General features: G+C 50.5%; 22 protein-coding genes and 1 CRISPR repeat array. Of the genes, 7 read left to right on the top strand and 15 right to left on the bottom strand.

All coding sequences use genetic code 11. From position 1 onward, the window contains the following. Positions 1-88: 88 nt before the first annotated feature. Positions 89-724 carry an FMN-dependent NADH-azoreductase gene (locus MHB80_RS06245; RefSeq protein ID WP_341281362.1) on the top strand — a complete coding sequence of 212 codons (636 nt, stop codon included), beginning with the start codon at positions 89-91 and terminating at the stop codon, positions 722-724. 208 nt (positions 725-932) lie between these two features. Here MHB80_RS06245 and MHB80_RS06240 read toward each other — a convergent pair whose 3' ends face one another. From MHB80_RS06240 to MHB80_RS06220, 5 genes are all read right to left on the bottom strand, one after another. Beyond that, on the bottom strand, positions 933-2126 hold the full coding sequence (locus MHB80_RS06240) for an MFS transporter (protein WP_341281361.1): 1194 nt from the start codon (positions 2124-2126) through the stop codon (positions 933-935). Between the two features lie 334 nt (positions 2127-2460). Further along, on the bottom strand, positions 2461-2877 hold the full coding sequence (locus MHB80_RS06235) for a GIY-YIG nuclease family protein (protein ID WP_341281360.1): 417 nt from the start codon (positions 2875-2877) through the stop codon (positions 2461-2463). A 58-nt stretch (positions 2878-2935) separates the two neighbouring features. Continuing rightward, on the bottom strand, positions 2936-3709 hold the full coding sequence (locus MHB80_RS06230) for a DUF2087 domain-containing protein (RefSeq protein ID WP_341281359.1): 774 nt from the start codon (positions 3707-3709) through the stop codon (positions 2936-2938). A gap of 232 nt (positions 3710-3941) precedes the next feature. Further along, the gene (locus MHB80_RS06225; protein ID WP_341281358.1) at positions 3942-5177 is read right to left on the bottom strand and encodes an MFS transporter; all 1236 of its coding nucleotides are present in this window, start codon (positions 5175-5177) and stop codon (positions 3942-3944) included. A 33-nt stretch (positions 5178-5210) separates the two neighbouring features. Further along, positions 5211-6293, bottom strand: coding sequence for a lactonase family protein (locus tag MHB80_RS06220; RefSeq protein ID WP_341281357.1), 1083 nt, complete (start codon positions 6291-6293; stop codon positions 5211-5213). A 187-nt stretch (positions 6294-6480) separates the two neighbouring features. Here MHB80_RS06220 and MHB80_RS06215 point away from each other — a divergent pair, with 187 nt between their 5' ends. Both MHB80_RS06215 and MHB80_RS06210 read left to right on the top strand, forming a co-directional pair. Then, positions 6481-6819, top strand: coding sequence for a LytTR family transcriptional regulator DNA-binding domain-containing protein (locus MHB80_RS06215; protein ID WP_341281356.1), 339 nt, complete (start codon positions 6481-6483; stop codon positions 6817-6819). A gap of 187 nt (positions 6820-7006) precedes the next feature. Beyond that, positions 7007-8014 (top strand): aldose 1-epimerase, encoded by a 1008-nt coding sequence (locus tag MHB80_RS06210; RefSeq protein WP_341281355.1) that lies wholly within the window; start codon positions 7007-7009, stop codon positions 8012-8014. 193 nt (positions 8015-8207) lie between these two features. Here the strand turns inward: MHB80_RS06210 and MHB80_RS06205 are convergent, their stop codons facing one another. The 5 genes from MHB80_RS06205 to MHB80_RS06185 all read right to left on the bottom strand — a co-directional run bounded on the left by MHB80_RS06205 (position 8208) and on the right by MHB80_RS06185 (position 12047). Next, the gene (locus MHB80_RS06205) at positions 8208-8666 is read right to left on the bottom strand and encodes a RidA family protein (protein WP_341281354.1); all 459 of its coding nucleotides are present in this window, start codon (positions 8664-8666) and stop codon (positions 8208-8210) included. Between the two features lie 32 nt (positions 8667-8698). Next, entirely contained in the window at positions 8699-9460 is a 762-nt protein-coding gene (locus MHB80_RS06200; RefSeq protein ID WP_341282875.1) for an SDR family oxidoreductase, read from the bottom strand. Positions 9461-9630: 170 nt separating this feature from the next. After that, positions 9631-10365, bottom strand: coding sequence for an ABC transporter permease (locus MHB80_RS06195; protein WP_341282874.1), 735 nt, complete (start codon positions 10363-10365; stop codon positions 9631-9633). Between the two features lie 9 nt (positions 10366-10374). Continuing rightward, positions 10375-11133 (bottom strand): ABC transporter permease, encoded by a 759-nt coding sequence (locus tag MHB80_RS06190; protein WP_341281353.1) that lies wholly within the window; start codon positions 11131-11133, stop codon positions 10375-10377. Beyond that, positions 11130-12047: an ABC transporter ATP-binding protein gene (locus MHB80_RS06185; RefSeq protein WP_341281352.1), complete on the bottom strand. Its 918-nt coding sequence runs from the start codon at positions 12045-12047 to the stop codon at positions 11130-11132. The genes MHB80_RS06190 and MHB80_RS06185 overlap by 4 nt, the downstream gene beginning before the upstream one ends. A 155-nt stretch (positions 12048-12202) precedes the next feature. On the opposite strand from MHB80_RS06185, the gene MHB80_RS06180 reads away from it, so the two are divergent. The 4 genes from MHB80_RS06180 to MHB80_RS06165 all read left to right on the top strand — a co-directional run bounded on the left by MHB80_RS06180 (position 12203) and on the right by MHB80_RS06165 (position 16152). After that, entirely contained in the window at positions 12203-12916 is a 714-nt protein-coding gene (locus tag MHB80_RS06180; protein WP_341281351.1) for a response regulator transcription factor, read from the top strand. Next, positions 12916-14304, top strand: a complete 1389-nt coding sequence (locus MHB80_RS06175) for a HAMP domain-containing sensor histidine kinase (RefSeq protein WP_341281350.1) — start codon at positions 12916-12918, stop codon at positions 14302-14304. Before MHB80_RS06180 ends, MHB80_RS06175 begins: the two co-directional genes overlap by 1 nt. A gap of 681 nt (positions 14305-14985) precedes the next feature. Continuing rightward, positions 14986-15459 carry a hypothetical protein gene (locus tag MHB80_RS06170; RefSeq protein ID WP_341281349.1) on the top strand — a complete coding sequence of 158 codons (474 nt, stop codon included), beginning with the start codon at positions 14986-14988 and terminating at the stop codon, positions 15457-15459. Positions 15460-15462: 3 nt separating this feature from the next. Beyond that, the gene (locus tag MHB80_RS06165) at positions 15463-16152 is read left to right on the top strand and encodes an AIM24 family protein (RefSeq protein WP_338554803.1); all 690 of its coding nucleotides are present in this window, start codon (positions 15463-15465) and stop codon (positions 16150-16152) included. Positions 16153-16323: 171 nt separating this feature from the next. Next, positions 16324-17370: a CRISPR direct-repeat array (repeat unit 33 nt; unit sequence GTTTCAATCCACGCACTCCATACGGAGTGCGAC). 196 nt (positions 17371-17566) lie between these two features. Here the strand turns inward: MHB80_RS06165 and MHB80_RS06160 are convergent. From MHB80_RS06160 to MHB80_RS06140, 5 genes are all read right to left on the bottom strand, one after another. Further along, on the bottom strand, positions 17567-19156 hold the full coding sequence (locus MHB80_RS06160) for a methyl-accepting chemotaxis protein (protein ID WP_341281348.1): 1590 nt from the start codon (positions 19154-19156) through the stop codon (positions 17567-17569). 403 nt (positions 19157-19559) lie between these two features. Continuing rightward, positions 19560-20855: an IS110 family transposase gene (locus tag MHB80_RS06155; protein ID WP_341279604.1), complete on the bottom strand. Its 1296-nt coding sequence runs from the start codon at positions 20853-20855 to the stop codon at positions 19560-19562. 172 nt (positions 20856-21027) lie between these two features. Beyond that, positions 21028-23079: a chemotaxis protein CheA gene (locus tag MHB80_RS06150; protein WP_341281347.1), complete on the bottom strand. Its 2052-nt coding sequence runs from the start codon at positions 23077-23079 to the stop codon at positions 21028-21030. A gap of 72 nt (positions 23080-23151) precedes the next feature. After that, positions 23152-23580: a chemotaxis protein CheW gene (locus tag MHB80_RS06145; RefSeq protein WP_338554800.1), complete on the bottom strand. Its 429-nt coding sequence runs from the start codon at positions 23578-23580 to the stop codon at positions 23152-23154. A gap of 14 nt (positions 23581-23594) precedes the next feature. Next, positions 23595-24665: a chemotaxis response regulator protein-glutamate methylesterase gene (locus MHB80_RS06140; RefSeq protein WP_341281346.1), complete on the bottom strand. Its 1071-nt coding sequence runs from the start codon at positions 24663-24665 to the stop codon at positions 23595-23597. Between the last annotated feature and the right edge of the window lie 48 nt (positions 24666-24713).

Here is a 24713-nt window from a genome sequence, read left to right as displayed (position 1 = left end):
ATTAAAATTAACAAATTACTTATTGAAATTAACTAAAAAAAAGTTATAATGGATAAGTACCATTTAAACTCGAAGGGAAGTTATAATTATGTCAACTGTATTGTACATTACTGCACACCCGCATGATCACTCCACATCTTTCAGCCTTGCTGTAGGTGAAGAATTCGTTAACGCTTATCGTGAAGCTAATCCTTCTGATGAAATCGTTCATCTTGACCTGTTCAATCTTGATATCCCTGCTATCGATGCTGACGTATTCAGCGGTTGGGGCAAGCTTCAATCCGGCACTGCATTCGACCAGCTTTCTGCTGCTGAGCAAGCAAAAGTTGCACGCCTTGGCGAACTCGTAGATCAGTTCATTGCAGCTGATAAATATGTTTTCGTTTCCCCAATGTGGAACTTCTCGTTCCCTCCAGTTATGAAAGCATACATTGATGCGGTTTCCGTTGCTGGAAAAACGTTCAAATACACTGCTGAAGGTCCTGTAGGCCTTCTTACTGATAAAAAAGGCTTGCACATCCAAGCTAGCGGCGGCGTTTATTCCGAAGGCCCTGCAGCTGCAATGGAAAGCGGCTTTAGCTACCTGAAAAAAATCTCGCTGTTCTACGGAATTCCTTCCTTCGAGCCGCTGTTTGTTGAAGGTATGGCAGTATCGCAAGATCAAGGTCAAGCGATTAAAGCACAAGCGATCGTTAAAGCGAAAGAAATTGCAGCTAGCTTCTAATCTTTCACTGCGATTTTTTCACTGCTTTAACAACAAAAACGACCGAGATCCGATCTCGGCCGTTTTTTTGTCGTTGGTTGATGCTAGAATCAATGCTTTACCGCATACTTGTTCAATTTCCACGATTGTAAAACTCCAAGCTTACGCTAGCATTATTGGGCAATTCCGGATGGCGCCAAAAAGAAATGCTGTTGCCCACCCCATTTAATTAGCCCCTAGCTTCAATTGTCGTTTTGTCATGACTTGCCTCCCTTATTCCCCATGCTGCTCCCAGCAAAGTAATACCTGTTAATAAAAACACAAATGGGATACCGGCCCACCCGCCAATAAAACCGCCAAGCAGTGGGCCGACTACAATACCAAATTGACTGGCGGTTTGGCTCAGGCTAACTGCTCTCCCCCGAAAGTCCTTATCCGCATATTGGATAACGAGCGCATTCAGCGCTGGATACACTGCGGCGAAAAATAAACCATAGCCAAAGCGCAAAATCCCAAAGCCGACCAGATGCTGCATAGTCAACTGAAGCAAATTGCCAATGCCGCCACCAATCAGCCCAATAAGCAGCACCTTGCCATAACCAATTCGTCCGCCAAGCCTCCCCCAATAAGGGCCCATAATGACGGTTGCAACCCCTATCGCCGAAAATACAATACCCGAGCTAAGCTTAGCGTTGCTTATGCTGCCACCAATTTGCACAACATAGAGCGTAACCAGCGGCTCCAAAATCATGACCGAGGTGGACACCAGCAAAATCAGGCCATAGATGCGAATTAACTTGGAATTCCGGGCTGCCTGCTTCAAATCCTGAAGCACACTCGGCCGTGCCTCGGTGCGGCGCTCACGTACTTCTTTTACACCTAAAACGACGGCCGCAGAAATCAGCGTAATGATGCCTGACGCAATGAAGCATTCACGCAGTCCAATCCACTGGCTCAGCACGCCTCCGACAAGCGGACCTATAATGCCGCCAGCAGCGGTCGATGTGGAGATGACGCCGAGTGCGTATCCGACATGCTTTTCCGGTGTGTTCGTCCCGACCAAAGCGAGCGAGGCGGGCGTAAAACCTGCCATCAGCCCTTGAAAAATCCTCACAATGATAAACGTATATGGATCATGGACAAAATAGTTCGCCACATGCGCGGCCCCAAGGCCAACGCCTGAACGTACAAGCATCAGCTTGCTGCCATATTTATCAGCAAGCGAGCCCCAGAAGGGCGCACATAAACCGCTGATCAGAAAACTAATCGCAATGGAAACGCCAGACCAAGCCTCCAGCCCCTTGTCGACACCGAGATCATGCTGCAAAAACAATGGAAAAAAAGGCACCGAGAGCGTATATGCCATATGATTGAAAAACAGCCCAAACCATAAAATATAAAGATTACGCTTCCAGTGAAGCACTGTGCTGCTCCTCCATTCATTCCCGAACTTCACCTCTCGTTCAAATCCCGATAAAACTTATTAATTTAATTGGTTTTGTGATTAACACCACTCTATCACCTCCCTTCTCTTACCGTCAATTTACTTGCTAATAGAAATTGTCTATGGACCGATACAGTTTATCGATTGGGCGAGAACCCTGGCGGCGTGCAGCATGCTGCATAGGGGCAAGCTGAATAGCGGCAAGCGTACAAAAAAGGACCACCCGTCCCCTTCAGGCGGATAGTCCTGTTCTCTTGTTTTCATGCTGCTTTATGCCGCTTGAATTATGCTCGTTCTCTCAATCTGCCGCGACCTATTCCGGCTCGTTATAACAATCGGCGCCCTCGGCCAGCAGCTTCTCCAGCCACTTCTGTTCCAGCTCCTCGGCCGCTTTTTTATATTTGCGCATTTGCTCGGCCGATGTGCCTCCCTGCTCCGCCGGGTTTACATCCTTATAATCGAACTGCACCTTCTCTTCGAGCTTCATTTTTTCCAAAATATCAAATTCGAACTGCGCCGCTCCCTGCTCATTCCAGTCCATTTGCAGCTCATCATTTTTGTGCGTGCCAAAGTCCAGCTCAAACCGCACCCGGTTCAGCGCCCCATCCATATTCGAGGTCGAGCCAATAAACCTGCGTCCGCTTGCCGTATTCGTAATTTGATAGACGCCCATCACCCGTTCCTGCTCCATATACTGTGCCGTCAACTGCTTGCGCTCTTCTTTATTCATCGTTATTCCTCCTCAAATTCGTCTATTCACTTTCAGCCAGCAAGCTGCCCTTGCCGAGTCAGCCTTTAACCCAATATTCGCTGCAATCATCCGTACGGTCGAGAAAGCCATATTCGATCAAATAGCGGCGCAGCGTCACATAGTCGGCTTCCCAGTAACGTTTAAGCAGGTCATTTACTTCCTTCTCCGTATACTTACGCGAAGCTTCAAAGTCTGCTGAAATATGGCGCAAAATCGCCACCTTGCGCTTCTCCTTACGTGGGAACGAAGCAAGCGGACCATTCGGCCCATGCGGAAAATATTGCTGCATAATCGACTCGTATTCATCCTCCGTAATCGCATACCGTTCATCAACCTGCATCGCTGTGCGGTGAATCGGCATAAAACGCGGCGTATCTGCGGACACTCCGCTCTCCATCAGCTCAATGGCGGCCAGCAGGAGCTTCGCCTGCTTCGCTTTCTCCTTCAGCACAAACCGGTGGTTGCGAATGGTCGAGGCGCTGCCGCCTCCCGAGCTTTTGACGATTTCCACATCGGACATGCCCGAGGCAAACTGACGGATGAGCTGCTTTTGCAAATCGGTCAGACCGCTCGCCTTCTTATCCAGACCAAGCAAATAATCGAGCATCGAGCCATGGCTATGCTGAACATGATAGGCCGCATATTTGCGGGCATCATACCATTTATCGCGATCAGGAACACGGAATACTTCTCCATCCTCGAAGGCAGCCCCGCATACGAGACAGCTGTATCGCCCCTCGTCTTGAACGAACACAAAGCCTTTCTTCAAGTCGGTAAGCTCCGCTGACCAGAATAAATCATTTTGCGACAAAACAAACACCACCTATTCAAAACAATATATTTTATAGACATAATAACATTATGTTTGGTTATTCACAATATCCACTTTGAAAAATCAAATTATAAAAGGCAGGGAAAGCTCTCCCTGCCCTTACAATGATTTATGATAAATTCAGAATAAATCCCATTGAACTTCAGGTGACAGGAACACGCCTTTAAACTCTTGTTCCTGCCCATTAATCTTTTCCTGGGATGGAGGTTTTTTAATCCCGCCGATCCTTCGGCAGCAAGATGCCGAACAAGCCGAGCAGCGGCAGCACGCTAGAGGCATACATCACCTGCGCGATGCTGTAATGGTCAGCTGCTGTGCCGAGCACTATGGCTCCCAAGCCGCCCATACCGAAGGCGAGTCCGGTAATAAGCCCCGATGCCATGCCGACTTTACCTGGCATTAGCTCCTGCGCATAGACGACGCTGACCGAGAAGCTCGACTGAAGGATAAGGCCGAGCAATGTAATGACCGGATACACCCAGAAAATCGGCAAATGCGGCAAAATGACGGTCAGCGGCGCAGCCCCCGCAATCGAGAACAGCAGCATCCGCTTGCGCCCGAAGCGATCGGATAGCGTGCCGCCGAAGAAAGTTCCAGCAACACCTGCCGCCATGAACAGAAAGAGCGGCACCTGCGCCGCGCCAATCGACAGCCCATAATCCCGCTGCAAATAAAATTGATAAAAGCTTGTAATCCCAGCTGCATACCAAGAGCGGGCAAACACCATGACAAGCAGCAGTCCCAGCGCAATAGCTACCGCTTTCGTGCTAAGTGCATCCGCATTTGCTGCGGCTGTACCGCTCTGCTTCGCCTTGCGATCCGCAAGCCCTTTCGCGGCAAGCTCCGCTGCGTACCAAGGCACGATGCGCAGCAGCAGCATAATGCCTGCGAGCGCCAGCAGCGTCCCCCATACGGCACCGCGCTGCCCAAGCGGGACGAATATAAAAATCGTCATGAGCGGCGCTAGCGCTTGTCCAAAATTGCCGCCGACCTGATAGATCGACTGCGCGAGTCCGCGCCTGCCGCCCGCAGCAAAATAAACAACCCGTGAGCCTTCGGGATGGAATACCGCTGACCCAAAGCCGACGAACACAACCGCGAGCAGCAGCGTCCAGAAGTTCGGCGCAAAGCCAAGTCCCGCCATCCCTGCCATGCTGCAGCACATGCCGGCAATGAGCATCCATGGCGCAGGCTTTTTATCCGATAAAATGCCAATAACCGGCTGCAATACGGATGAGGTCATATACAAAGTGAACGTAATCCAGCCGATCTGGCCGAACGTTAGACCGAGCGATTGTTCAAAAATCGGGAAAAGGGCGGCGACGACCGACTGCATCGAATCATTCAGCAGATGGACGCCGCTTATAGCGAATAATATGCCAAATAACGCTTTATTTTTCGAATCAACTGTTTTAGTAGGCTTGCTTAATGGATGTGCCTTGGACATGCCGCGCGCCTTCTCTCACTGTTTCTGCTGTGCTTAACCGATCCAGACGAACACAGGGCTTGAAATTTGTAACAGCTCTCCTTCAGACGTCAGCAAGCCGCTGCCTGCATCGACCCGATAGCTCAAAAGATGATTGGTCTTCTGGTTCGCCACAAGCAGCCTGCTGCCATCCGGAGCAAGTGTAAAATTGCGCGGGCCTTCCCCGCCGCAGGAAATATGCTGCAAAAGCGTTAGGCTGCCGTCAGCCGCATTCACTGCGAATACCGCAAGGCTGTTATGGCCGCGATTGGAGCTGTACAAAAACTTGCCGGACGGTGCCAGCGCAATATGCGCCGCATCGTTGTACGCGTTAAACCCTTCAGGCAGCGCGCTAATGGTCTGCACCAGCTCCAAGGAGCCTGCATCCTCCGCATTCTTTTTCAGCACCGAAACCGTCGAATCCAGCTCATTCATCACATAGACGATGGGAAGCTGCTCATGCAGCGCCAAATGCCGCGGTCCTGCTCCTGCATGCAGCTGGTAGGAGGACACTTGCTGAAGCGGCTCCGCGCCCTCTGGATTCTGGCGATAAATAAGGATGGAATCCGTGCCGAGATCCGTTATGTAAACATAAGGCGACGGACCGCCGAGCGGCAAAATCGCATGGGCATGCGGCGCATCCTGACGGCTCGCATTTGGCCCAAGCTCTCCCTTGCTGCCGACAATTGCCGCCGCCGGCTTCAAGGACCCATCCTCTGCAAGCGGCAGTATCGCTGCATTCCCGCCTGTATAATTGGCTACGAATACCGACTTGCCATCCGAGCTGACATAGCATGGATGCTCGCCATGGGTAGACTGGCGGTTTAGCTCCCTCAGCTTGCCGGTAGCTGGGTCAATCGCATAAGCAGCAACCTCGCCGCCCCGCACACCATTTGCTTCCGCCGTTTCACTGACCGCATACAGCCGGTCCCTTGCTTCATTCACGTTCAGAAATGACGCGTTTTCGATACCCGTTACCTGCTGAATGACCGTTAGCGAACCGTTTTCGCTATCCTGCTTCGCCACGTAAATACACGGCTCCGCTGCGCTGCCGTAGCAGCCGATATAGACGATTCCTGCAAGCTTGTTTGCTTTCAATCGTATTCATCCTCTCATACTCTCATTATGTAAGCGTAATTTTTATATTATAGTGACCATAGCACAATGAAAATAAGCATGACAACCGTTTTTGAAAAAACGCTTTCCAATGTCTTCTGCCCGTGATATAATGTAAGCGCTAACAATTTTCCGTTTCCATTCTCATTTCTTGAAGGGGGCTTATGGAATGATGAATACTGTATTGAACGGTGAACGTAATATTTACGAGGATTTTGAAATCGAGTCGGACGTCCTTTTTTTCAAGGTCGGCATGCCCGAGCTCGTCAGCTTCCACGGCAGAAACTACAATATAAAGAAAAGAATGACCGGGGACCAAATTCGCAAGCTGATTGACGACAGCCATTTTTATCAAGTCACCTCCAATTGCTACATTAACATTCGCAAAGTGAAGGCGATCACGGATGGCATTGCTTATTTCGGCACCGATGCATCCGACTCCAAGAACATCCCTATTCCTAGACGAAAGCAAACCGTCATCAAGCAGCTCGTAGGGCAAGCGCAATGATCGGTTAACAGACACATACCGCACACAACTTCCCTACGTCCATATGCTCACACATTCACCGTCCATTCACACACAACCGCCGTATACCGTAATTCACGGAATACGGCGGTTGTGTGTTTACATTGATCCTGTTATTCTAATCTGGAGCATGAATCGCCAAATATTCGCCAAATTTAAGGAGGCTATTATGAGCAAGCAAGGACAAGCACTTGAGCAAGCATTTCATGGAGAACCAGCCGTTTGGTTAAAATGGGGAGCCTACGAGGCAGCGGTTCTGCCCGCAGTAGGTGCTAACCTGATTGCGTTCCGCGATATAGAGAAGGGCTATCATTTTCTGCATGAGCCAGCTGAGGGAGAGATGGCAGCATTTAAAGCAAGACCTGGTACTCACGGCATTCCCGTGCTGTTCCCTCCGAACCGTTATCAGGATGGCACATTTACTATGAACGGCAAGACGTATACGTTCCCAATTAATGAGCCAAACACAGGAAACCATTTGCATGGCTTCGTACATACGGCTGCATGGAAAGTGCTGGACTACGGCACACTGAAAACCGAAAGCTACGTGCTGCTTCAAATCGCAGTGGATGAGCAGCATCCGATTTATACGTATTTGCCGCATCGTTTTGCTATTACGCTGCGCTATTCATTGAATGACCAAGGACTATTCCAGCATATTTCCGTACATAACCGCGGGAATGACGCAATGCCATGCCTGATCGGCTTCCATACGGCGATCAATGCGCCTTTTGCCCCGCAAAGCACTTCGGGCGACTACAGCTTCACGCTGACAGCGGGCAAACGCTGGGAGCTAGATGAGCGCATGCTGCCGACAGGTCAATTTCAGCCGCTTAGCAGCAATGAAGAGAAGCTGAAAACGACGGGCGCTTCTCCTTATTTTGAGCCACTGGACAATCACTATACGGTGGAGACGCGCAATGGCCGCAATCAGATGGAGCTGACGGATGCGCGCGAGCAAGTGACTTTGGTCTATGATGCGGGAACAGCCTATAAACAGTGGATGGTGTGGAACAGCAACGCCTCCGGACAGTTTTTCTGCCCTGAGCCGCAGCTTAATCTCGTTAATGCACCGAATGTCAATCTGCCAGCAGACGAAATCGGCCTGGTCAGCCTAGAGCCAAACGGCATCTGGGAAGAGACGAGCCGCCTGTATGTGAAGCCGGCTGCCAAGTAACCTGCAGCATACCCAAGCGTAAACGGCTTTGCCGTCCTTTGGCGGCGCGGCGCGTTTCAGTCCGAGAAATAGAGAGATAGGATGGAAACATCATATTCTTTCCTCTATTTTAAAAAAAGCCGAAGCCCCGCATACGAGCGGGTGCTCCGGCTTTCTTTCATTTAGAGAAATGAGGGATTTCCGTGTTGTTCCTCTATTCCTCTACTTCAAAAATCGAATCCACAATGATCGGGAGATTGTTTCTTACCGATACAGCACCGAGGACGGAGCGGGCATGGCTTCCTTTTTCCCCGAACACGTCCATCAATAAGTCTGAGCAGCCATTCAGCACCTTGTGATGCTCTTCGAATTCAGCTGTCGCATTAACGAAGCCTTGAATTTTCACGACCCGCTTTACTTTATCAAGGGAGCCCAGTGCATCCTGCAGCACGGCCAGCACCTCAAGCCCCGCCTGCCGGGCAAATTCATAACCTTCCTCAGTCGTGAAGTCTTTGCCCAGCTTGCCCTTCGGACCTCCCGATGGCCCCTTGCCTGAAACAAACAGCAGTCCATTCACATTTACACAGTTTGCGTATTTTGCCGCAGGCTCGCTCACCTTAGGCAGCACAATACCAAGCGCAACAAGTCGTTTACTAATCGTAGATTCGGACAAGAGAACACCTCCTATCAATTTATGCAGCTACATTAAATCGCCGGCATAACGTTTCCGCCATTGACCGGCACATACGCACCCGTAATGAAGCTGGACAGCTCGGACGCCAGAAATGCGACTGTGTTGGCAATTTCCTGATCGCTTCCCCGCCGCTTCAGCGGTACATTTTTCTCATAGCCTTCATTGCGCTCGCTGCCTGCAGCACGGTCCCGTTCGCTGATCGTCCAGCCCGGCGCCACTTGGTTGACCGTAATGCCGCTCTCGCCAACCTCTTTGGCAAGCACGCGGTACACGCCGTCCATTCCTCTTTTGCCTGCTACGTAGGCCGATTGGCCGGGCGCATTTTGCATCGCACATTCCGTGTTGATGCCGATAAAACGACCGCCGCCGCGCTCCACCATTGCGGGAACGAATGCTTTTGCCAAATAGACGCTCTGCATGACGCAGGATTCGAACTGGCTTTCATAATCCTCCACCGACTGCTTCAGCACGCTTTCCCACTGGTACTGAATGACGGCATTCGCCACGACAATATCCACATGCCCAAGGCCCGCCGCCGCTTCCGCTTGAAGCCGGTCTACATCGCCTTGCTTCGTAATATCTGCCTGAACCGTAATCGCGCGTCTGCCCAAAGCTTCTACCGCCTGCTTCAGCTCAAGCGCCTTACCCTCATTGCTCCGATAATGGATGACGACATCCGCCCCGCAGTCTGCGAGCGTTCTAACCATCACGCGTCCTAAATCTCCGGTTGCTCCGGTTACAAGCGCGATCCTTCCAGTCAAGTCGAGTTGCAGCATTAACGTTCAGCTCCTTTGTTTATTCATCATTCGTCGTTCATCATTGGTAACGCTTCCCTCCTAGGCTACCATATCCTTGTACCGTGCGTATATTCAAAATTTCAATATTATGCTTATTTTGACGAAGGATGCTTAATGCTGTTCCTGTGTCCGAGGATGATGCGGCTTTATGCCGAAACGTCGGCCGTTCGCAGCTGGTAAATGGCAGCGGCGCTAAATGCAGCCGTATAGAGCAAATTCACAACAACGACCGTCAGCTGCTGCTGAACAGGCAAACTCTCCGGGCTCAGCACGCCCATGCCAATCGTCAACAGCGAATGCGGAAAAAACAGCCCCGACTTCGCTACATACATGCCCAGCCCCAGAAAGGTTGCCCCTAGCCCGATTCCTACAGGGACGGCAAAGCTGCGTATCCGCAAGGACAGCAGCAATTGAAAGCTGCAAATCGTAACAGCAGCCAGCCAGCCCCGCACGAGCCAGCCGAATAATTCTCCTGGCAATTCGGAGAGGCTTAATCCAACCATTGTTCCCCCTATCATATAGAGCAGGACAAACACCAATTGCACAAAGCCCGTCAGTATACTGGCCGTATAGAGCTTGGCCCAAAAAATGCTGGCAACCGGAATCGGAGCTGTCATCATCATATTCCAGTTTTTACCTGCATGCTCTAATCTGCAAAGATAGGCACAGCAAATAGCGATCAGCGTGGGAAAGAAAAACTCGCCATAAAACAGCCCGACTTGCGACCATAAGCTATACCAGCCATTTTGCAATACACCCTGATTCATATAAAAATTACCGCAGCCCATCAGGACGCTGACAATCGGCAGCGCAAGCAATACGATCCATAGATGCGAATGGCGCAGCTTCAGCCATTCAGCGGGAACTACCCTTTTCAGCATAAGCATACTCTACACCTCCTGTCTGGATACATGCCATCGGCCTGCCCCATAGATCAACAACCCCAGGAATAGCAGCAGTCCCAGCATGGGAAGCCCTGCTCCTAAATCCCGCGCTATAAATTCAAGCTGATTATCCGTATAGCTCTGGGCAACCGGACTAAGACCCGAGTAATACGACCAGATGAACAATGGCCTTATTGCACTCGGGAACAAATCAGCAGCCATGCCAATGAACCCGCCAAGCATGCCGAGACATAGCGCGAATGCCTGATTTTTAAGCGCCATGGATAACCACTGCTGCAGGGCAATGACGGCCAGATGGGCAGCCATCGTTCCAGCAAGCAAGCGTCCGAGCAGCATAATCGGCACCTCTTCCTCAAAACCGTTCATTTTGCCGAAGCCAATCAGCGCTAATATTTGCACAAAACAGGCAAACAGCAAAATAAGGGCCACACAGCCATATTTGGCAGCATATAAGCTCTCCCGCTTGACAGACATGGAAAGCAGCAGCTTCCACGTATTGCCCTTATGCTCCATATCACAAATACGCGATACGCAGATCGCTGCGAGAATAGGGGCAAACAGACCGTTCAAGGATGCCGTCATCGCAATAAGCGGCTCCCAGCTTGCCTGATCAGGATTACGGGCGATGGACATGCTTGTTGCCAGAAACGCCCACCCCATTTCTACCCCAATCATCAGCAGTACCGTCATCCCGACGTATCTTCGGCGCAGCTTGTAGCATTCCAGCCAAATCGAGCGGATCATAAGCTGCGCTCCTTCCCTGTCAATTCGAGAAACAGGCTCTCCAAGCTTTTTTTATGCTCTTCTATGCGCAGCACATCAATATCTGCTGCAAGCAGTTCCCTGTTGATTCGCGCTACCTGAGCATCTGTCAGATGGCTTAATCGCAGGAAGCCATCCTGTAAAATCGGTGTAAAGCCTTGGGCAGCGAGCAGCGAATGCGCCATCGGATTTTGGCTCGTCTTAAAGGCAATTGTCGGCCGGCTTTCATTTCGCAGCTGATCCAGCTTGCCTTGGAACAGCATTTTGCCTTGATGGATAATGCCTACTGAGGTGGCGATCTGTTCGATTTCCGACAATAGATGGCTGGATATTAGCACCGTCATTCCGAGGCGCTGCGGCAAAGATTTAATCAGCTCGCGAATTTCCCCGATACCTGCCGGATCAAGACCATTCGTCGGCTCATCCAGCACCAGCAGCTTAGGCGAGGCCAACAGCGCCATCGCTATCCCTAAACGCTGCTTCATGCCCAAGGAGTACTGCGATACCTTTTTATGCTGCTGCTCCTCCAGCCGGACAATTCTTAGCGCTTCCCGCACATGGCTGCCGGGCACATTCCGCAGCCTCTGCACGACGCGCATGTTCTCCAAGCCGCTCAGATGGCCGTAGTAGGAGGGCGATTCAATCAGAGAGCCCGTCTGGCTTAAAATAAGACGGCGGTGCTTGGCCAGCTCCTTGCCGAATACGGATACGCTGCCCTCCGTCGGCTGAGCGAGCCCTAGAATCATTTTTAAAGTCGTCGATTTCCCGGCTCCATTCGGTCCAAGAAAGCCATAAATCTCTCCCTCTTCCACCAATAAATCGAGCTTTTCGACCGAATAGCTGCTGCCGTATCGTTTGGACAGGCCGCGGGTACATACAATCGCCTGCATCGTCATTCACTCCAATCTTGATATTGTCAATCAAGCATAACGATGCCGCCTTGCTGTAAACTGAAGCTAACCTTACGTCAGCCTTAAATCGAGCCGATGACGGCCTGTCACGCTCCAAAACCAGCAAAAGCAAGGTATACTGAAAATGGGTGATTAATAATATGGAAGACTTAAAACATAAAAAACTGCTCATCGTCGATGATGAGAGCGATTTAAGGGAAATGGTCGAAGGTTTTTTACGCAAAGAAGGCTTTACCCGCATTTTTCAGGCGGCTACCTGCGCAGAGGCACTACGTAACATAAGGGCGGCTAAGCCGGACCTCGTCCTATTGGATATTATGCTGCCTGACGGGGACGGGTTCTCTCTGCTCAAGTCGCTGCGGCAGTTCTCAAGCGTTCCTGTGCTTTTTCTGTCCGCCAGAGGAGAGGATGAGGATCGCTTGCTTGGTCTTGGGCTAGGCGCCGACGATTATATGGTGAAGCCTTTTTTGCCGCGCGAGCTGCTGCTGCGCTTGAGCGCGATTTTACGGCGAGTATATGCACCATTCCGTCAGGAGCAGCGCCCTATTTTTCAACTGGGCCCCCGTGTTATTGATTTGGAAAGCGGCATTGTGCGGACGTCCAGCGAGGATGTTTCTTTAACCGCTAAGGAGCTTGTCCTGCTAACCAAGTTTTATGAAAACCGGAACCGGATTGTAACCAATGATGCCCTTTGCCAAGCAGCCTGGAGCGATGATTATTATGGTTATGAAAATACATTAATGGTCCATATTCGCCGCATTCGCGAGAAAATAGAAGAGCTGCCCTCCAATCCCGAGCATCTGCTGACCGTTCGCGGCTTAGGGTACAAGCTGCTGGTCAAGGGGGATGAATAATGGGAGGCACCCTACGTATTTTAAAGCGTTTTATTGGGGCGACGATGCTCATCTCGCTCTCTTTGCTTTTGCTTAACTTTTTGCTGCTGCTCATCTGGGTTAGTACAGGGACGGTCGAGGGGAAATCGCCAGCTGCGGTTGTGCGGCATACGGCCGAAGGGCTGCAGACTGCGAATAATGGGTATGTTCTTGAGGCCGAAACGGCGGCACTGCTGGAAGACCAGCAGGTGTGGGCGATGTTAATTAGCTCGGCGGGGCTGGTCACGTGGGGGCAAAGCTTGCCCGAAGAGCTCCCTGCCCACTATAGCTTGACGGACGTCGCCAAGCTTTCCATGAGCTACCTGATGGATTATCCCGTATTTGTGTGGGAGCATGCAGAAGGACTTATCGTAATCGGTTATCCGAAGGACAGCCTAGTCAAATACCAGCATATACTGCCGACCGACTGGGTCAAAAATTTGCCGCTGCGCGCCCTGCTCCTTCTCATCGGGAACCTTGTGCTGGTGCTGATTGTCGCCCTGCTGATCGGTTCCCGGCTCCTGCTTTCCATCCGTCCGCTGACGCAGGGCATACAGAAGCTTGCCGCGGATCAGGAAGTACAGCTTGAGCCCAAGGGAATGCTCGCTGACCTTGCCCAATCTGTCAACCATACCTCGTCGCTGCTGCATCAGAAAAATGCTTCGCTCAAAAGCAGGGATGAAGCGCGATCCAACTGGATCGCCGGCATTTCCCATGATATTCGCACCCCGCTTTCCATGGTGCTCGGCTATGCCAGCGAGCTGGAGGAGCATCAAGGTATTCCTCCGTTGCAGCGAAAGCACGCAGGTATTATCCGCTATCAAGCAGAGAAGCTTCGCACCTTAGTAAGTGACTTGAATCTCGTGTCCATGCTGGAATATGAAATGCAGCCGCTCACTCCGAAGGCTTTGCGGCTGGCAGCACTGACTCGCCAGGTGGCATCCGATATTATTAATGCCGGACTTGAGCCCAGCTTTACGCTCGAAATGGACGACATAAACGAAACCGCCCAAATATACGGGGACGAGCGCCTGCTGCTGCGTGCCATGACCAATCTCGTCCACAATGCGATCCGCCATAATCCACAGGGATGCGATATCAGGCTGGGAGTAGAGCTTGCAGGCGACAAGCATACGTGCCGCTTCATCGTATTAGACAATGGACGAGGCATCGCGCCGGAAGAGCTGGCCGATGTGCTGGAGCTGCCTTTTTCCGCAAATCGAAAATATGCCAGACCTTCCGGACATGGTCTCGGGCTGCCAATGGCTTTCCGAATAGCCAAAGCCCATCACGGACGGCTGGCGTTAACTAACGGGCCTGGAGCCGGACTTACCGCCGAGCTTGAGCTGCCTTGCTTGGAAGCGCGATAATCGGTTGTGTGTTAGGGAGACCTTTGAAAGAAAGAGAGAAAGTGTGTGTGTGTGTGCGTGCGTGCGTGTATGTGTATGCTTGTATGTAGAAGTAGATGAGAGCCAACTCCTGATCGAATTTAGCATCTAACTTTTGCGTCTAACGTATGCGCTCTTCTACTGTATACACTCTTCTACTGGGATGTCATCCCTCATGAATGTGAAATCCCTGCAAATGGATCGACTTGGCGGACACAGTAGCAGCTATTTTAGCAAAATCATGGGTTATGGCATCTTATGCGGACTCAGGAGCAGCTAATGCGCTGCTTTTCGTCATATTGATGGGATAATGGGGGCAATAGCGGATTTCCTGTCCGCTTCGTGCTTGAAATAGAATTAAAAGCCAAAATAGCGGAACCTCAGTCCGCAAGAAAGGAATGAGCATCCCGACCAATTGGAGCTAAGCAAGGCGCAACTGGCCGAAACCAATCTGCATACACATCCTAGTAAAATTGCAATTCTATTATTTTCTACCGTTACCAATCCTCATTTAATGTCGTATAACTCTTTAGGTTGCTTTGCTGCCCGCATAGATGCTGTCGAAAAAAATCATTCTTTCGATAAACATGTCCAGCCAATCTAGCAAATGGGCAAAAAAGAAGCTACACTAAAGCTATCGCATTATCAGAGGAGGGATCAACGTTGCCAAAAGCGCCATTCCTTGTTTCTACTCTATTATTCATGTCCTTGCTATTTCTGCTATTTCCGCATCAGGTTGCCGAAGCAGGCATGTGGAGCAACATAAAGGGCATTTTCTCGGCCCCCGAAAAAATCGACGCGCTGGAGCAGCAATATATCGATGCCAAGCAGCAGCTTGATGCACAGAAGGAGCAGCTCACCGAGTCGCTGCAAAACGCAGAGCAATACGCAGCCAGGCAAGAGGAGCTCATGCAGCAGAACGAGCAGTTCCGCAAAACCAATGAGCAGCTAATGGAACAGAACAACGCGCTTATTCAAGAAATGGAGCAAATCAAGCAGAAGCAAGCCAGCTTTACGCAAAAGCTCATCAATACAGCACTCATCATTATGAGTTTGATTTTCGTCTATATTCTTTCCCTGCGCGTATGGCGCTATCTCGTTTGGCGCAAGCAGAAGCATGCTGGCAGAGGAGTGTAGTCGATGAAAGCAACCTCCCCCGCTCCGATTGGACATGTGAAGGTGACGCTTCAGGATGCGGACAAGCTCCATGTGCTCCATCCGGGAGCAATTATTGCTTACCAAGGCGCACCGCAGCAGCGCGAGGATCGTTTTATGAATTTGGCAGGCGTTTATCGCAAAAAGAAATGGGTGCGCGCTGTGCTAAGCGGCCCCTCCGAATTTATAATCGGCTTGCCGCCAGGCTGCTCGCTGGAGACGATCACGATTGGACCCGAAAGCGATTTGCTGTTCGACTACCGCCACGTGCTCTATTTCACAGACGGCATGCAGCTCAAAAGCGTCATTCAGAAAATGAAAAATGTATGGATTACCCGCGAGCTGGTGCGGATGCGCTTCTCCGGCCCCGGCGAGCTTGGCGTCATCACAAGCGGCGACATTGCGGTGCTGCAATTGGACAAGGAGCGCCCGCTTTTTGTAAATACCAGCTCGCTTGTCGCTTATCCCGCGAATGCGACCATCCAGCTTGCCGTGTACGGCAATCAGCTGGCGAGCCAGAACATGAATGTACAGTGGAAAATAACCGGTAGCGGTCCTGTCCTCATTCAGACCGGCTCGCATGGAAAAGATTTGGAGCATCCGCTGCAAAACGACGGCTTTTTCAAGCGATTGCTTCGTGAAGTGCTGCCGTTCGGCAGCGTGTATATTAAGTAGTAAATAGGCATGGCAAAAACACTCGAAATCGCTGTTTTGGCGGATTTTCGGGTGTTTTTGGTGTTAAGGTGCTCCGTTTTTTCAAGAGAGGTAGGAGCGTAAGGTTCTGATTAATATAATTGGAAGAAAATGAAAAAAGAAAATAATCATACTTTTTGCATACTATATGCGGTTTTAATCTACGCACTCCATGTGGGGTGCGACATAACTCTGTTAAACGCGTAACGAATCGTTCATCGCTGTTTCAATCCACGCACTCCATACGGAGTGCGACATCATATTCCAACCAAGCAAAATTCGGCTGCCATGTTTCAATCCACGCACTCCATACGGAGTGCGACAATCTGCCGACAGCTCAGATCATCAAACTGCGTGTTTCAATCCACGCACTCCATACGGAGTGCGACTCCAGCGGCTGGTAAGCAGCAACGCCAAAAGCAGCAGTTTCAATCCACGCACTCCATACGGAGTGCGACCTCTCGGGAATTATGGTAGCTATACCGACATTGGAGTTTCAATCCACGCACTCCATACGGAGTGCGACTCAATTGCACTAGTGCAAGATTCTGTTAGACACTTGTTTCAATCCACGCACTCCATACGGAGTGCGACGGTTTAATAACACCTTACAGGTAATGAAAAATCGTTTCAATCCACGCACTCCATACGGAGTGCGACCATTTTAGGGTGAGAGACCTATATTATCAGGTCAGTTTCAATCCACGCACTCCATACGGAGTGCGACGATGTAGGCCAGCGTAGCAGGCTTTAAATAGCGGTGTTTCAATCCACGCACTCCATACGGAGTGCGACAAAGAAAGCTCCGACATGCAAATAAGGATCTATGTTTCAATCCACGCACTCCATACGGAGTGCGACGACGCCCCAGGGTTCGTCGATTTATCCATAGCAGAGTTTCAATCCACGCACTCCATACGGAGTGCGACAGCGTTGGAACGTGTTTTGTCTATTAAAGAAAAAGTTTCAATCCACGCACTCCATACGGAGTGCGACCGAGGTAGAGCGAGACAAGTGACTTTGTTGCAAGGTTTCAATCCACGCACTCCATACGGAGTGCGACATCATGCCTGCCGCGATCATCTCGCGTGCGATCACTGTTTCAATCCACGCACTCCATACGGAGTGCGACATAGAGTTTGTCAGCGCGGACGCTGATGTAACCGTGTTTCAATCCACGCACTCCATACGGAGTGCGACAGCGAAAAAACAAGAGATTGATACCATAATGGCATCAATCTCTCTATTTTTCAATACATCTAATTCCAAAAAAATCTAAGACAAACCTTGACTTTTCTTGAAACTACTCTAATTCGACACCGTTCTACAATTTCTGAGGTGCGAATCCCCTAGGGTTTTTATGTGAGCTTCACATTCGCACCTGTTCCATCAATCATTATGCCGTTTTAAAGATCGCCACCGTATGCTGGAGATCATCCGCGAGCTGGGCCAGCGATTGCGCGGTCGCAGCGGATTCTTCACTGCTAGCTGCTGACTCCTCGGCAGCAGCGGAAACATTTTCAACCGTTGCTAATACGTTTGCCGCTTGAGCTGCCTGCTCTTCGCTTGCTGCCGCAATTTCGGATACGCGGTGGCCTGTATCGTTGACCATCTTCGTAATGCGCTCGAATGCTTCTCCCGTTTTCTCCGACAGCGTTGCGCTTTCCTCGACTGCATTTACGCTGCGCTTTGTATTTTGCTGCATGCCTTGAATGATGACCGTAATTTTCTTCGTCGCTTCGCCACTCCGCTCCGCCAGCTTGCGCACCTCATCGGCAACGACCGCAAAGCCTCGACCTTGCTCGCCTGCACGTGCCGCTTCAATAGCAGCATTCAGCGCCAGCAAATTCGTTTGATCGGCAATATCCTCAATGACCTCAATAATATCGCCAACCTGATGGGAATCCTGCTCCAGCTGGGACATTTGCTCGCGCACGCCATTCATGCTTTTCACCGAGTTGTCGATAATCGTACGGCCTTCTCTAGCAATTTTCATTGCGGAATCGGACAGCTCCGAAGCCTGCTCCGTGCTTTGCGCAACCGATTGAATCGCCATCGTCAGCTCGCTGAACAGCTCATGAATCGTCTGTGCCGCCGATGCCTGCGCCGTGCTGCCACCTGCGATTTCCTGGGTCGCTGCCGAGATTTGCTCTGCTGCCGCGGCAACGCTGTGCGAGGATTCCACAATCCCACTAACCGTTCCGTTCAAACGATCAATCATATGGTTAAAGGAATTAGCAAGGTTTCCGACCTCGTCCTTCGTATGGATGTCCGCCTTCTCGCGCAAATCACCGTCCGCCACATTTCTTGCGAGTACAACGATACGACTAAGCGGCCTCGAAATCATGCGGGACAGCACAACTCCGAAAATAACGCTCAGTAAGAACGCTAGCACCACAATGACAATCGTAATCAACAGTGCGCTGTTGTATGTTTGCTCCCCTTGCTGGTTTGCTGCGTCCGCTTCACGAATCGAGAGCTCTATGCTATCCTCAAGCGTATTGAAAATAATATCACCCTGCGCTTTTAATTCGGTGCTGATCAAATTTTTAAACGCAGCTTCCTGACCAGCGACACTGAGCTCAATACCCCGGTTATAAATAGCCAAATAAGCTTTCCAATCCGTATCAAAGCTATCAAAGATCCTTTTAGCATCATCGCTCAAAACCGTTGCTTTATATTCTTCAACAGCCTGCTCGACAAGTGTTGTCGTTTCCCTAATTGTAGCAAGCTCTGTCTGCTTCTGCTGCTCCGTATCATGCATATCCAGGTTTCGGATTTGAACCCGCATGCGAGTATAGTTGACCTGTGCCTCATAAGCTTCTTTAACCGGAATCAAATTATTGAAATACATATCATCCTGGGACACATTCATTTTACCCAAATTGTAAATACCGAATAGCCCCACGACACCTAAAATAATCGCAACAATCAGAAATGCGGATATTAATTTGACGCTGATTTTCAAGTTGTAGAACCAATTCATATCATATATCCTCCCACTATAAATTAATAAATTCTCTTGTTTGCTCACTCATTCTTAGATTTTCAGCCATTGACAGATCGAGAGTTGGAGAAGTCATGTAAGGATGACAATATTTTCTGGCGGAGCCGGTGGCGGGAATAGAGATTGGGGATATTTGTCCCCAGCCATGGATTTTTCCGATGATCGCACCTTGGATATCCACACGTTCTCTTGACGGCTTACCCTCCCATGTCACGCGGGGTCGCTGCCCTTACATTCCTTCGTTCTGCCTCTCAAGAGGTGGATGCCGTTTCTTGCTCCTTTACGGGGTCGTTGCCCTTATGGTATTCGATCCTACGGCTACTCCGTGCTTCTTTTGTCTTTGGTCATTCCCGTTTGGTGAGAAACCTGAATTCGGTTTTTCTTAAGCTATCATCTGTAACTGAGCCTGACGTACTGGCCCTAACACGTGCTTTGCGTCATACGGCATTTGTTTGGTGCCCAGCGTATGCAGGACACGTATGAGTTTCCCACACAACGCCACAAGCGATTGTTTTTTCTTCAATGGATTCTGCGTTCGTTTGGTGAAGTACTGGTGCAAGGCCTTAAACTCCGCATTCTTTGCCACCATGGGCATGACCGCTCGAAACAACAGGGCCCTTAATCTTGCACGTCCACGTTTGGTAATACTGGATTTGCCTTTTTTCTTTCCTGAACTGTTCTCTTTGAGATTCAGTCCGGCTAGCCGAATAATCTGCTGTCCATGCTCGTAACCACTCAGATCTCCAACTTCCGCCAAGAATCCTGCTAAGGTGACCACCGCCACCCCCGGCACGGTGAGCATTTCCTTCGTTCCTGGGATTTGCCCAAGTAGACGTTCGACCTCGACTAGAATCTCTTCGAGCTGTCTGACAAACATGTCGTACTGCTCCAAAAGCGCTTTAATCTCGATTTGGGCTGCCGGAAGACCTTCCGTCAAACCGATCGAACTTCTCGCCGTTTCAACCAGCAGCTCGGCTCGCTTCGTTCCGATCGCTCGTTTCACGTCTTTCTTCCATCGCTGAACGATGACTTCTGCCCCGAGGGCTACGATCTCACTTGGCATCGGAAATTCCCTTAGTGTAAGGAGCGAGGCTTTCCCTTCCCAATCTTTAAATACCTCCGTATATTCGGGGAAAAAGCGATCTTGCCAGTTCTGTATTCGTCTCTGCACCTGTCCGAGATTCACCATGATCTTCTCGCGAAGATTCATGAGAATCCGCAGATCGGCGTAGACACGCGTCGGCAATTTCGGCTGGCTGTACTTCCCGTTTCGTACCAAGTCCGCAATGACTTTAGCATCTTTATAGTCGTTTTTCGTCGGTGAGTTGTCTTCCAGTTCTTTGCTCTTGTGTACGTGATGCGGATTGACAATAACCAAAGGAATACCTTGCTGGCTTAAATACTCCGCCAGGTTAAACCAGTAGTGTCCGGTAGGCTCAATGCCGAAGAGGACGTCGCTCTTGGCATGCTCCCGCTGCAGTTCCTTCATCCACTGAACCAGTTGCTCCAGTCCGGTACGGGTATTGGAAAAGACGCAGTCCTTTCCGAGTTCAATCCCCCGAAAGTCGATAGCGCGGGCCACGTGGGTTTCTTTCGCAATGTCTGCACCAACCACCAACGTTTTTTCCGAAATTCGTGTAATCCGTTGATTCTGTTTCTTCGATTGTTTATACTTCATAATGAGCGTCCTCCTTTTAATTCGGGCAGTGAATGACCACCATTCCATGACCCAGCATACAGGAGGCGCTTTTTTTGTTCAAACCTCAATTTAATTCATTACAGGAATGACTCCCTATTCTATCTAATATTTGCTGCTGCTTTGTATTCTTACCGATCTAGCTAACGCTGTTCTAGCTGATGCCACTCGCTTTTTTCATAAGGCCGCCTATTTCCAAAATCAACGCAATGCGCCCGTTGCCCAATATCGTTGCTCCTGAAATGCCATCCACCTTGCCCACGTAGGAGCCCAGCGTTTTGATAACGACCTCTTGATTGCCAAGCAGTTGATCGACTGCAATAGCCAGCCGCTGCTCCGCTCTGCCGATCATCACGACCGGAATTTTTTCAGAGCCGCCCTCCGTGCGTGAATAGCCGAACATTTCATGCAGCCATACGAACGGGACAATCTGATTGCGAATTTTAATAACCGGTGAGCCTTTAATCATTTTGAGTGTGCTTGTATCGACTCGAATAATTTCCACGACGGCGCTCATGGGTAAAATAAACGTCTGGTCGCTCGCCTTGACGAGCAAGCCGGTTGTAATGGCAAGCGTCAGCGGCAGCCTTATCGTGAACTTCGTTCCCACGCCGACGGTCGTATCAATATCAATAATTCCGCCAAGCCGCTCGATATCCGTCCGCACGATATCCATGCCCACGCCTCTGCCCGATACATCGCTAAGCTGGGAAGCGGTCGAGAAGCCCGGGTGAAAAATCAGACGCAGCGCCTTATGCTCATCGAGCAGTGCCGCCTCCTCAGCCGTAATGACCCCTTTAGCGACGGCGGATTTGCGCAGCTTGTTCGTATCAATACCCCCGCCATCATCCTCGACGACGACGACAACCTGATTATCCTCATGCGCCGCGCTGATGCGGACGATTCCCTGCTCGGGCTTGCCGCTCTTCTGCCGCTCCTCCGGCATTTCAATGCCGTGGTCCACCGCATTGCGGATCAAATGAATCATCGGATCGCCGACCTCTTCAATAAGCGTGCGGTCAAGCTCCGTATCGCCGCCAACCATTTGCAGATCAACGTTTTTGTTCAGTGTTTGTGCCAAATCACGCACCATCCGCGGGAAGCGGCTGAACAGCTGCTCAATCGGCAGCATCCGCACTTTCAGCACATTTTCCTGCAGGCTGCCAATCAGCCTCGATAGATGATCGCTAATTTCGCCGAGGTCATCCATCGTCTCCGAATATCCATGTGCTTGATGCAAGGTTTGAATGGCCTGCTTCAAGCGGGTTTGGTCGATGACCAGCTCTCCGAGCAAATCGAGTACATTTTCCAGCCGTTCCACGTTGACGCGAATCGTCTGCTGTTTCATTGAAGCTTTGGACTGCTGCGGCTTGTCTGCGGCTTCCTCCGCCGCGCCTCCAGCAAAACCGGGCAGCATGTCCGCATTGTCCTGCTCTTGCTCTAAAGCTGCCGCCGTCTCAGCTTCCGGTTGTGACGGCTGCATGGCCTCTACCCTTACGCTATGCACATCCATCAGCCCAGCTACCGCCTGCTCAAGAACAAGTGGCTCCACCTCTTGAGTGGCAATCAGCCACCGCACGGCATGAATATCCTGATCATCCTGCACCAGCTTCATATTGGGCTCATTCCACAGCACCTCGCCAAACGCCCGCAAGGAAATATCAATAATGCTAATGCGAGCCAGCTTCATCATGCAGTCTTCGGTGAGCTTGACGGTTACCCTATATACGGTTTGGCCGTTATGTATAAATTCTCGCAGCACCTGCTCCGCCTCTTCCGGCAAAGCATCACCTGCTGCTTCCTTTGCAGCAGCGACCGATTCCGTATTAGCTTTCGAGAACCGTTCCAGTTCCTTGATGACCGCTGAAGGGTCCGGCAGCAGTTCCTCGTGGATAATGCTGTTTTGCAAATCTTTTATAAAGTCGAGACATTGAAAAAATAAATTCGTCAATTCCCGTGACATCGCAAGCTCTTCATTACGCAGCATATCAAGCAGATGCTCCCATTCATGGGTCAGCTGCTTGAGCTCCATATAGCCCATTGCCGCAGAAGAGCCTTTAATCGTATGTGCCGCCCGAAAAAGCCGCTGAATGCCCTCAGAATGAGAGCCTTGCTTTTCCAAAGATAAAATCTCTTCTTCCATCGTCATGATCTGTTCCTCAAGCTCCTCGAGAAACACTTGCCTAAATTCCGAGTTATCGAACATATGCACCACCTCATAAGCGTTGACTTGAGAGCTGACTTGCTGCTTGAAATATGCCATGTGAAGCAAGAAGCATTAATCGCGCAGCAGCACCTCATCGATCTTTAATATGCCGACCAATTCTGACTCTGTAAGACCGATTCCTGTAAAATAGGCGCCGTTGATGCCGCCTACCCGCTCCGGTGGAGGCTGAATATCGTGAAACGTCGTTACCTTGTGCACTCGATCCACAATAATGCCGATCGACTCCTCCTGATGATGAACAACGACGATCCGCGTTGCTTTTGAATACACATCCTCATCCAGCGAAAATAACGCTCGCAGGCTAATAACCGGAATAATTTTGCCGCGTAAATTAATGACGCCCTTCACATAAAACTGGCAATTCGGTATTTCGGTAATTTCCTGCATACGTATAATTTCATGTACTTCAGCTATACGTATGCCATAGCTTTCTTCCCCTACGCCAAACTGCACATACTGCATTTGCTCTACCCCCTGCATGATTTCACCCCCTTTCATATTTTGCCTTTGGTAACGTCCAGCAGCTTTCTGCCAATCTGCTCAATGGGCAGCACATAATCGACGGCCCCTCGATCAACTGCCGCTTTCGGCATGCCGTAAACGATGCAGGTTTCCTTCGCTTCCGCTATCGTTGTTGCTGCTTGCCCCGCCTTCCTAGCTTGAAGCATTTGCTCTGCGCCATCGCTGCCCATGCCTGTCAGAAGCACGAGGTGACGCTTTAGCCGCTTAAGCTCCGCCACCGAGCGGAACAGCTCATCCACCGATGGGCGATGGAGCCCCGCAAGTGGCTTTTGATGAAGCTTAATGAAGTAACTGCCATCCTTCTCCTCCACATTCATATGGCTGTCTCCGGGGGCAATGAACACCGTTCCATTCACAAGCTGCTGCTTATCCTTCGCCTCAACGACCTTCACAGCGCTAACTCCGTCCAGTCTTTGAGCTAACGAAGCGGTAAAGGTCGCCGGCATATGCTGCACGATGACGATGGGATGCTCAAAAGCAGCGGGTAAGCTTTTGAGCAGCACGGTTAGTGCTTGCGGCCCCCCGGTAGAGGAGCCTATCGCTATGAGCTCACGGACGATAGATGCGGCCAAGGTTGTTTTTCTCAGCTGAGGATGAGGCGTAGGCAGCGCCTGCGGCACGCCCGCGAGCTTCAGAAGCCGCTGAATCGGCGCTCCGGCTGCATTTTTTATTTTTTCACACAATTCTGACTTTACTTTATAAATATCGGCTGATAATTCTCCCGACGGCTTGGCGACAAAATCAACCGCTCCGCGCTGAAGCGCCATAATGGTCTCTTCCCCGCCAAATTTATGTAAGGAGCTGAGTATAATAACGGGGGTCGGCACACGTCGCATAATTTCCGAAAGGGCTGTAAGCCCATCCATTCCGGGCATTTCCACATCCATTGTAATGACATCTGGACGCAGGCGTAGAGCTTCAGCAATAGCTTCCTCCCCATTTCTCGCTTCTCCTACGACTTTAAGTTTCGGATCTTCTTCAATATATCGCTTGATTAAATGCCGCATAAAAGAAGAGTCATCCACCACGAGTATTCGATGCATCTTCCGTCCTCCCGATTTGCTGTTTACTGCGTCTTATTTCCTATACAA

The organism is Paenibacillus sp. FSL H8-0537 (assembly GCF_038051995.1).
GTDB lineage: Bacteria > Bacillota > Bacilli > Paenibacillales > Paenibacillaceae > Pristimantibacillus.
Note: the sequence above shows the minus strand (reverse complement) of the source record. Positions and strands in the feature narration are given on the sequence as shown.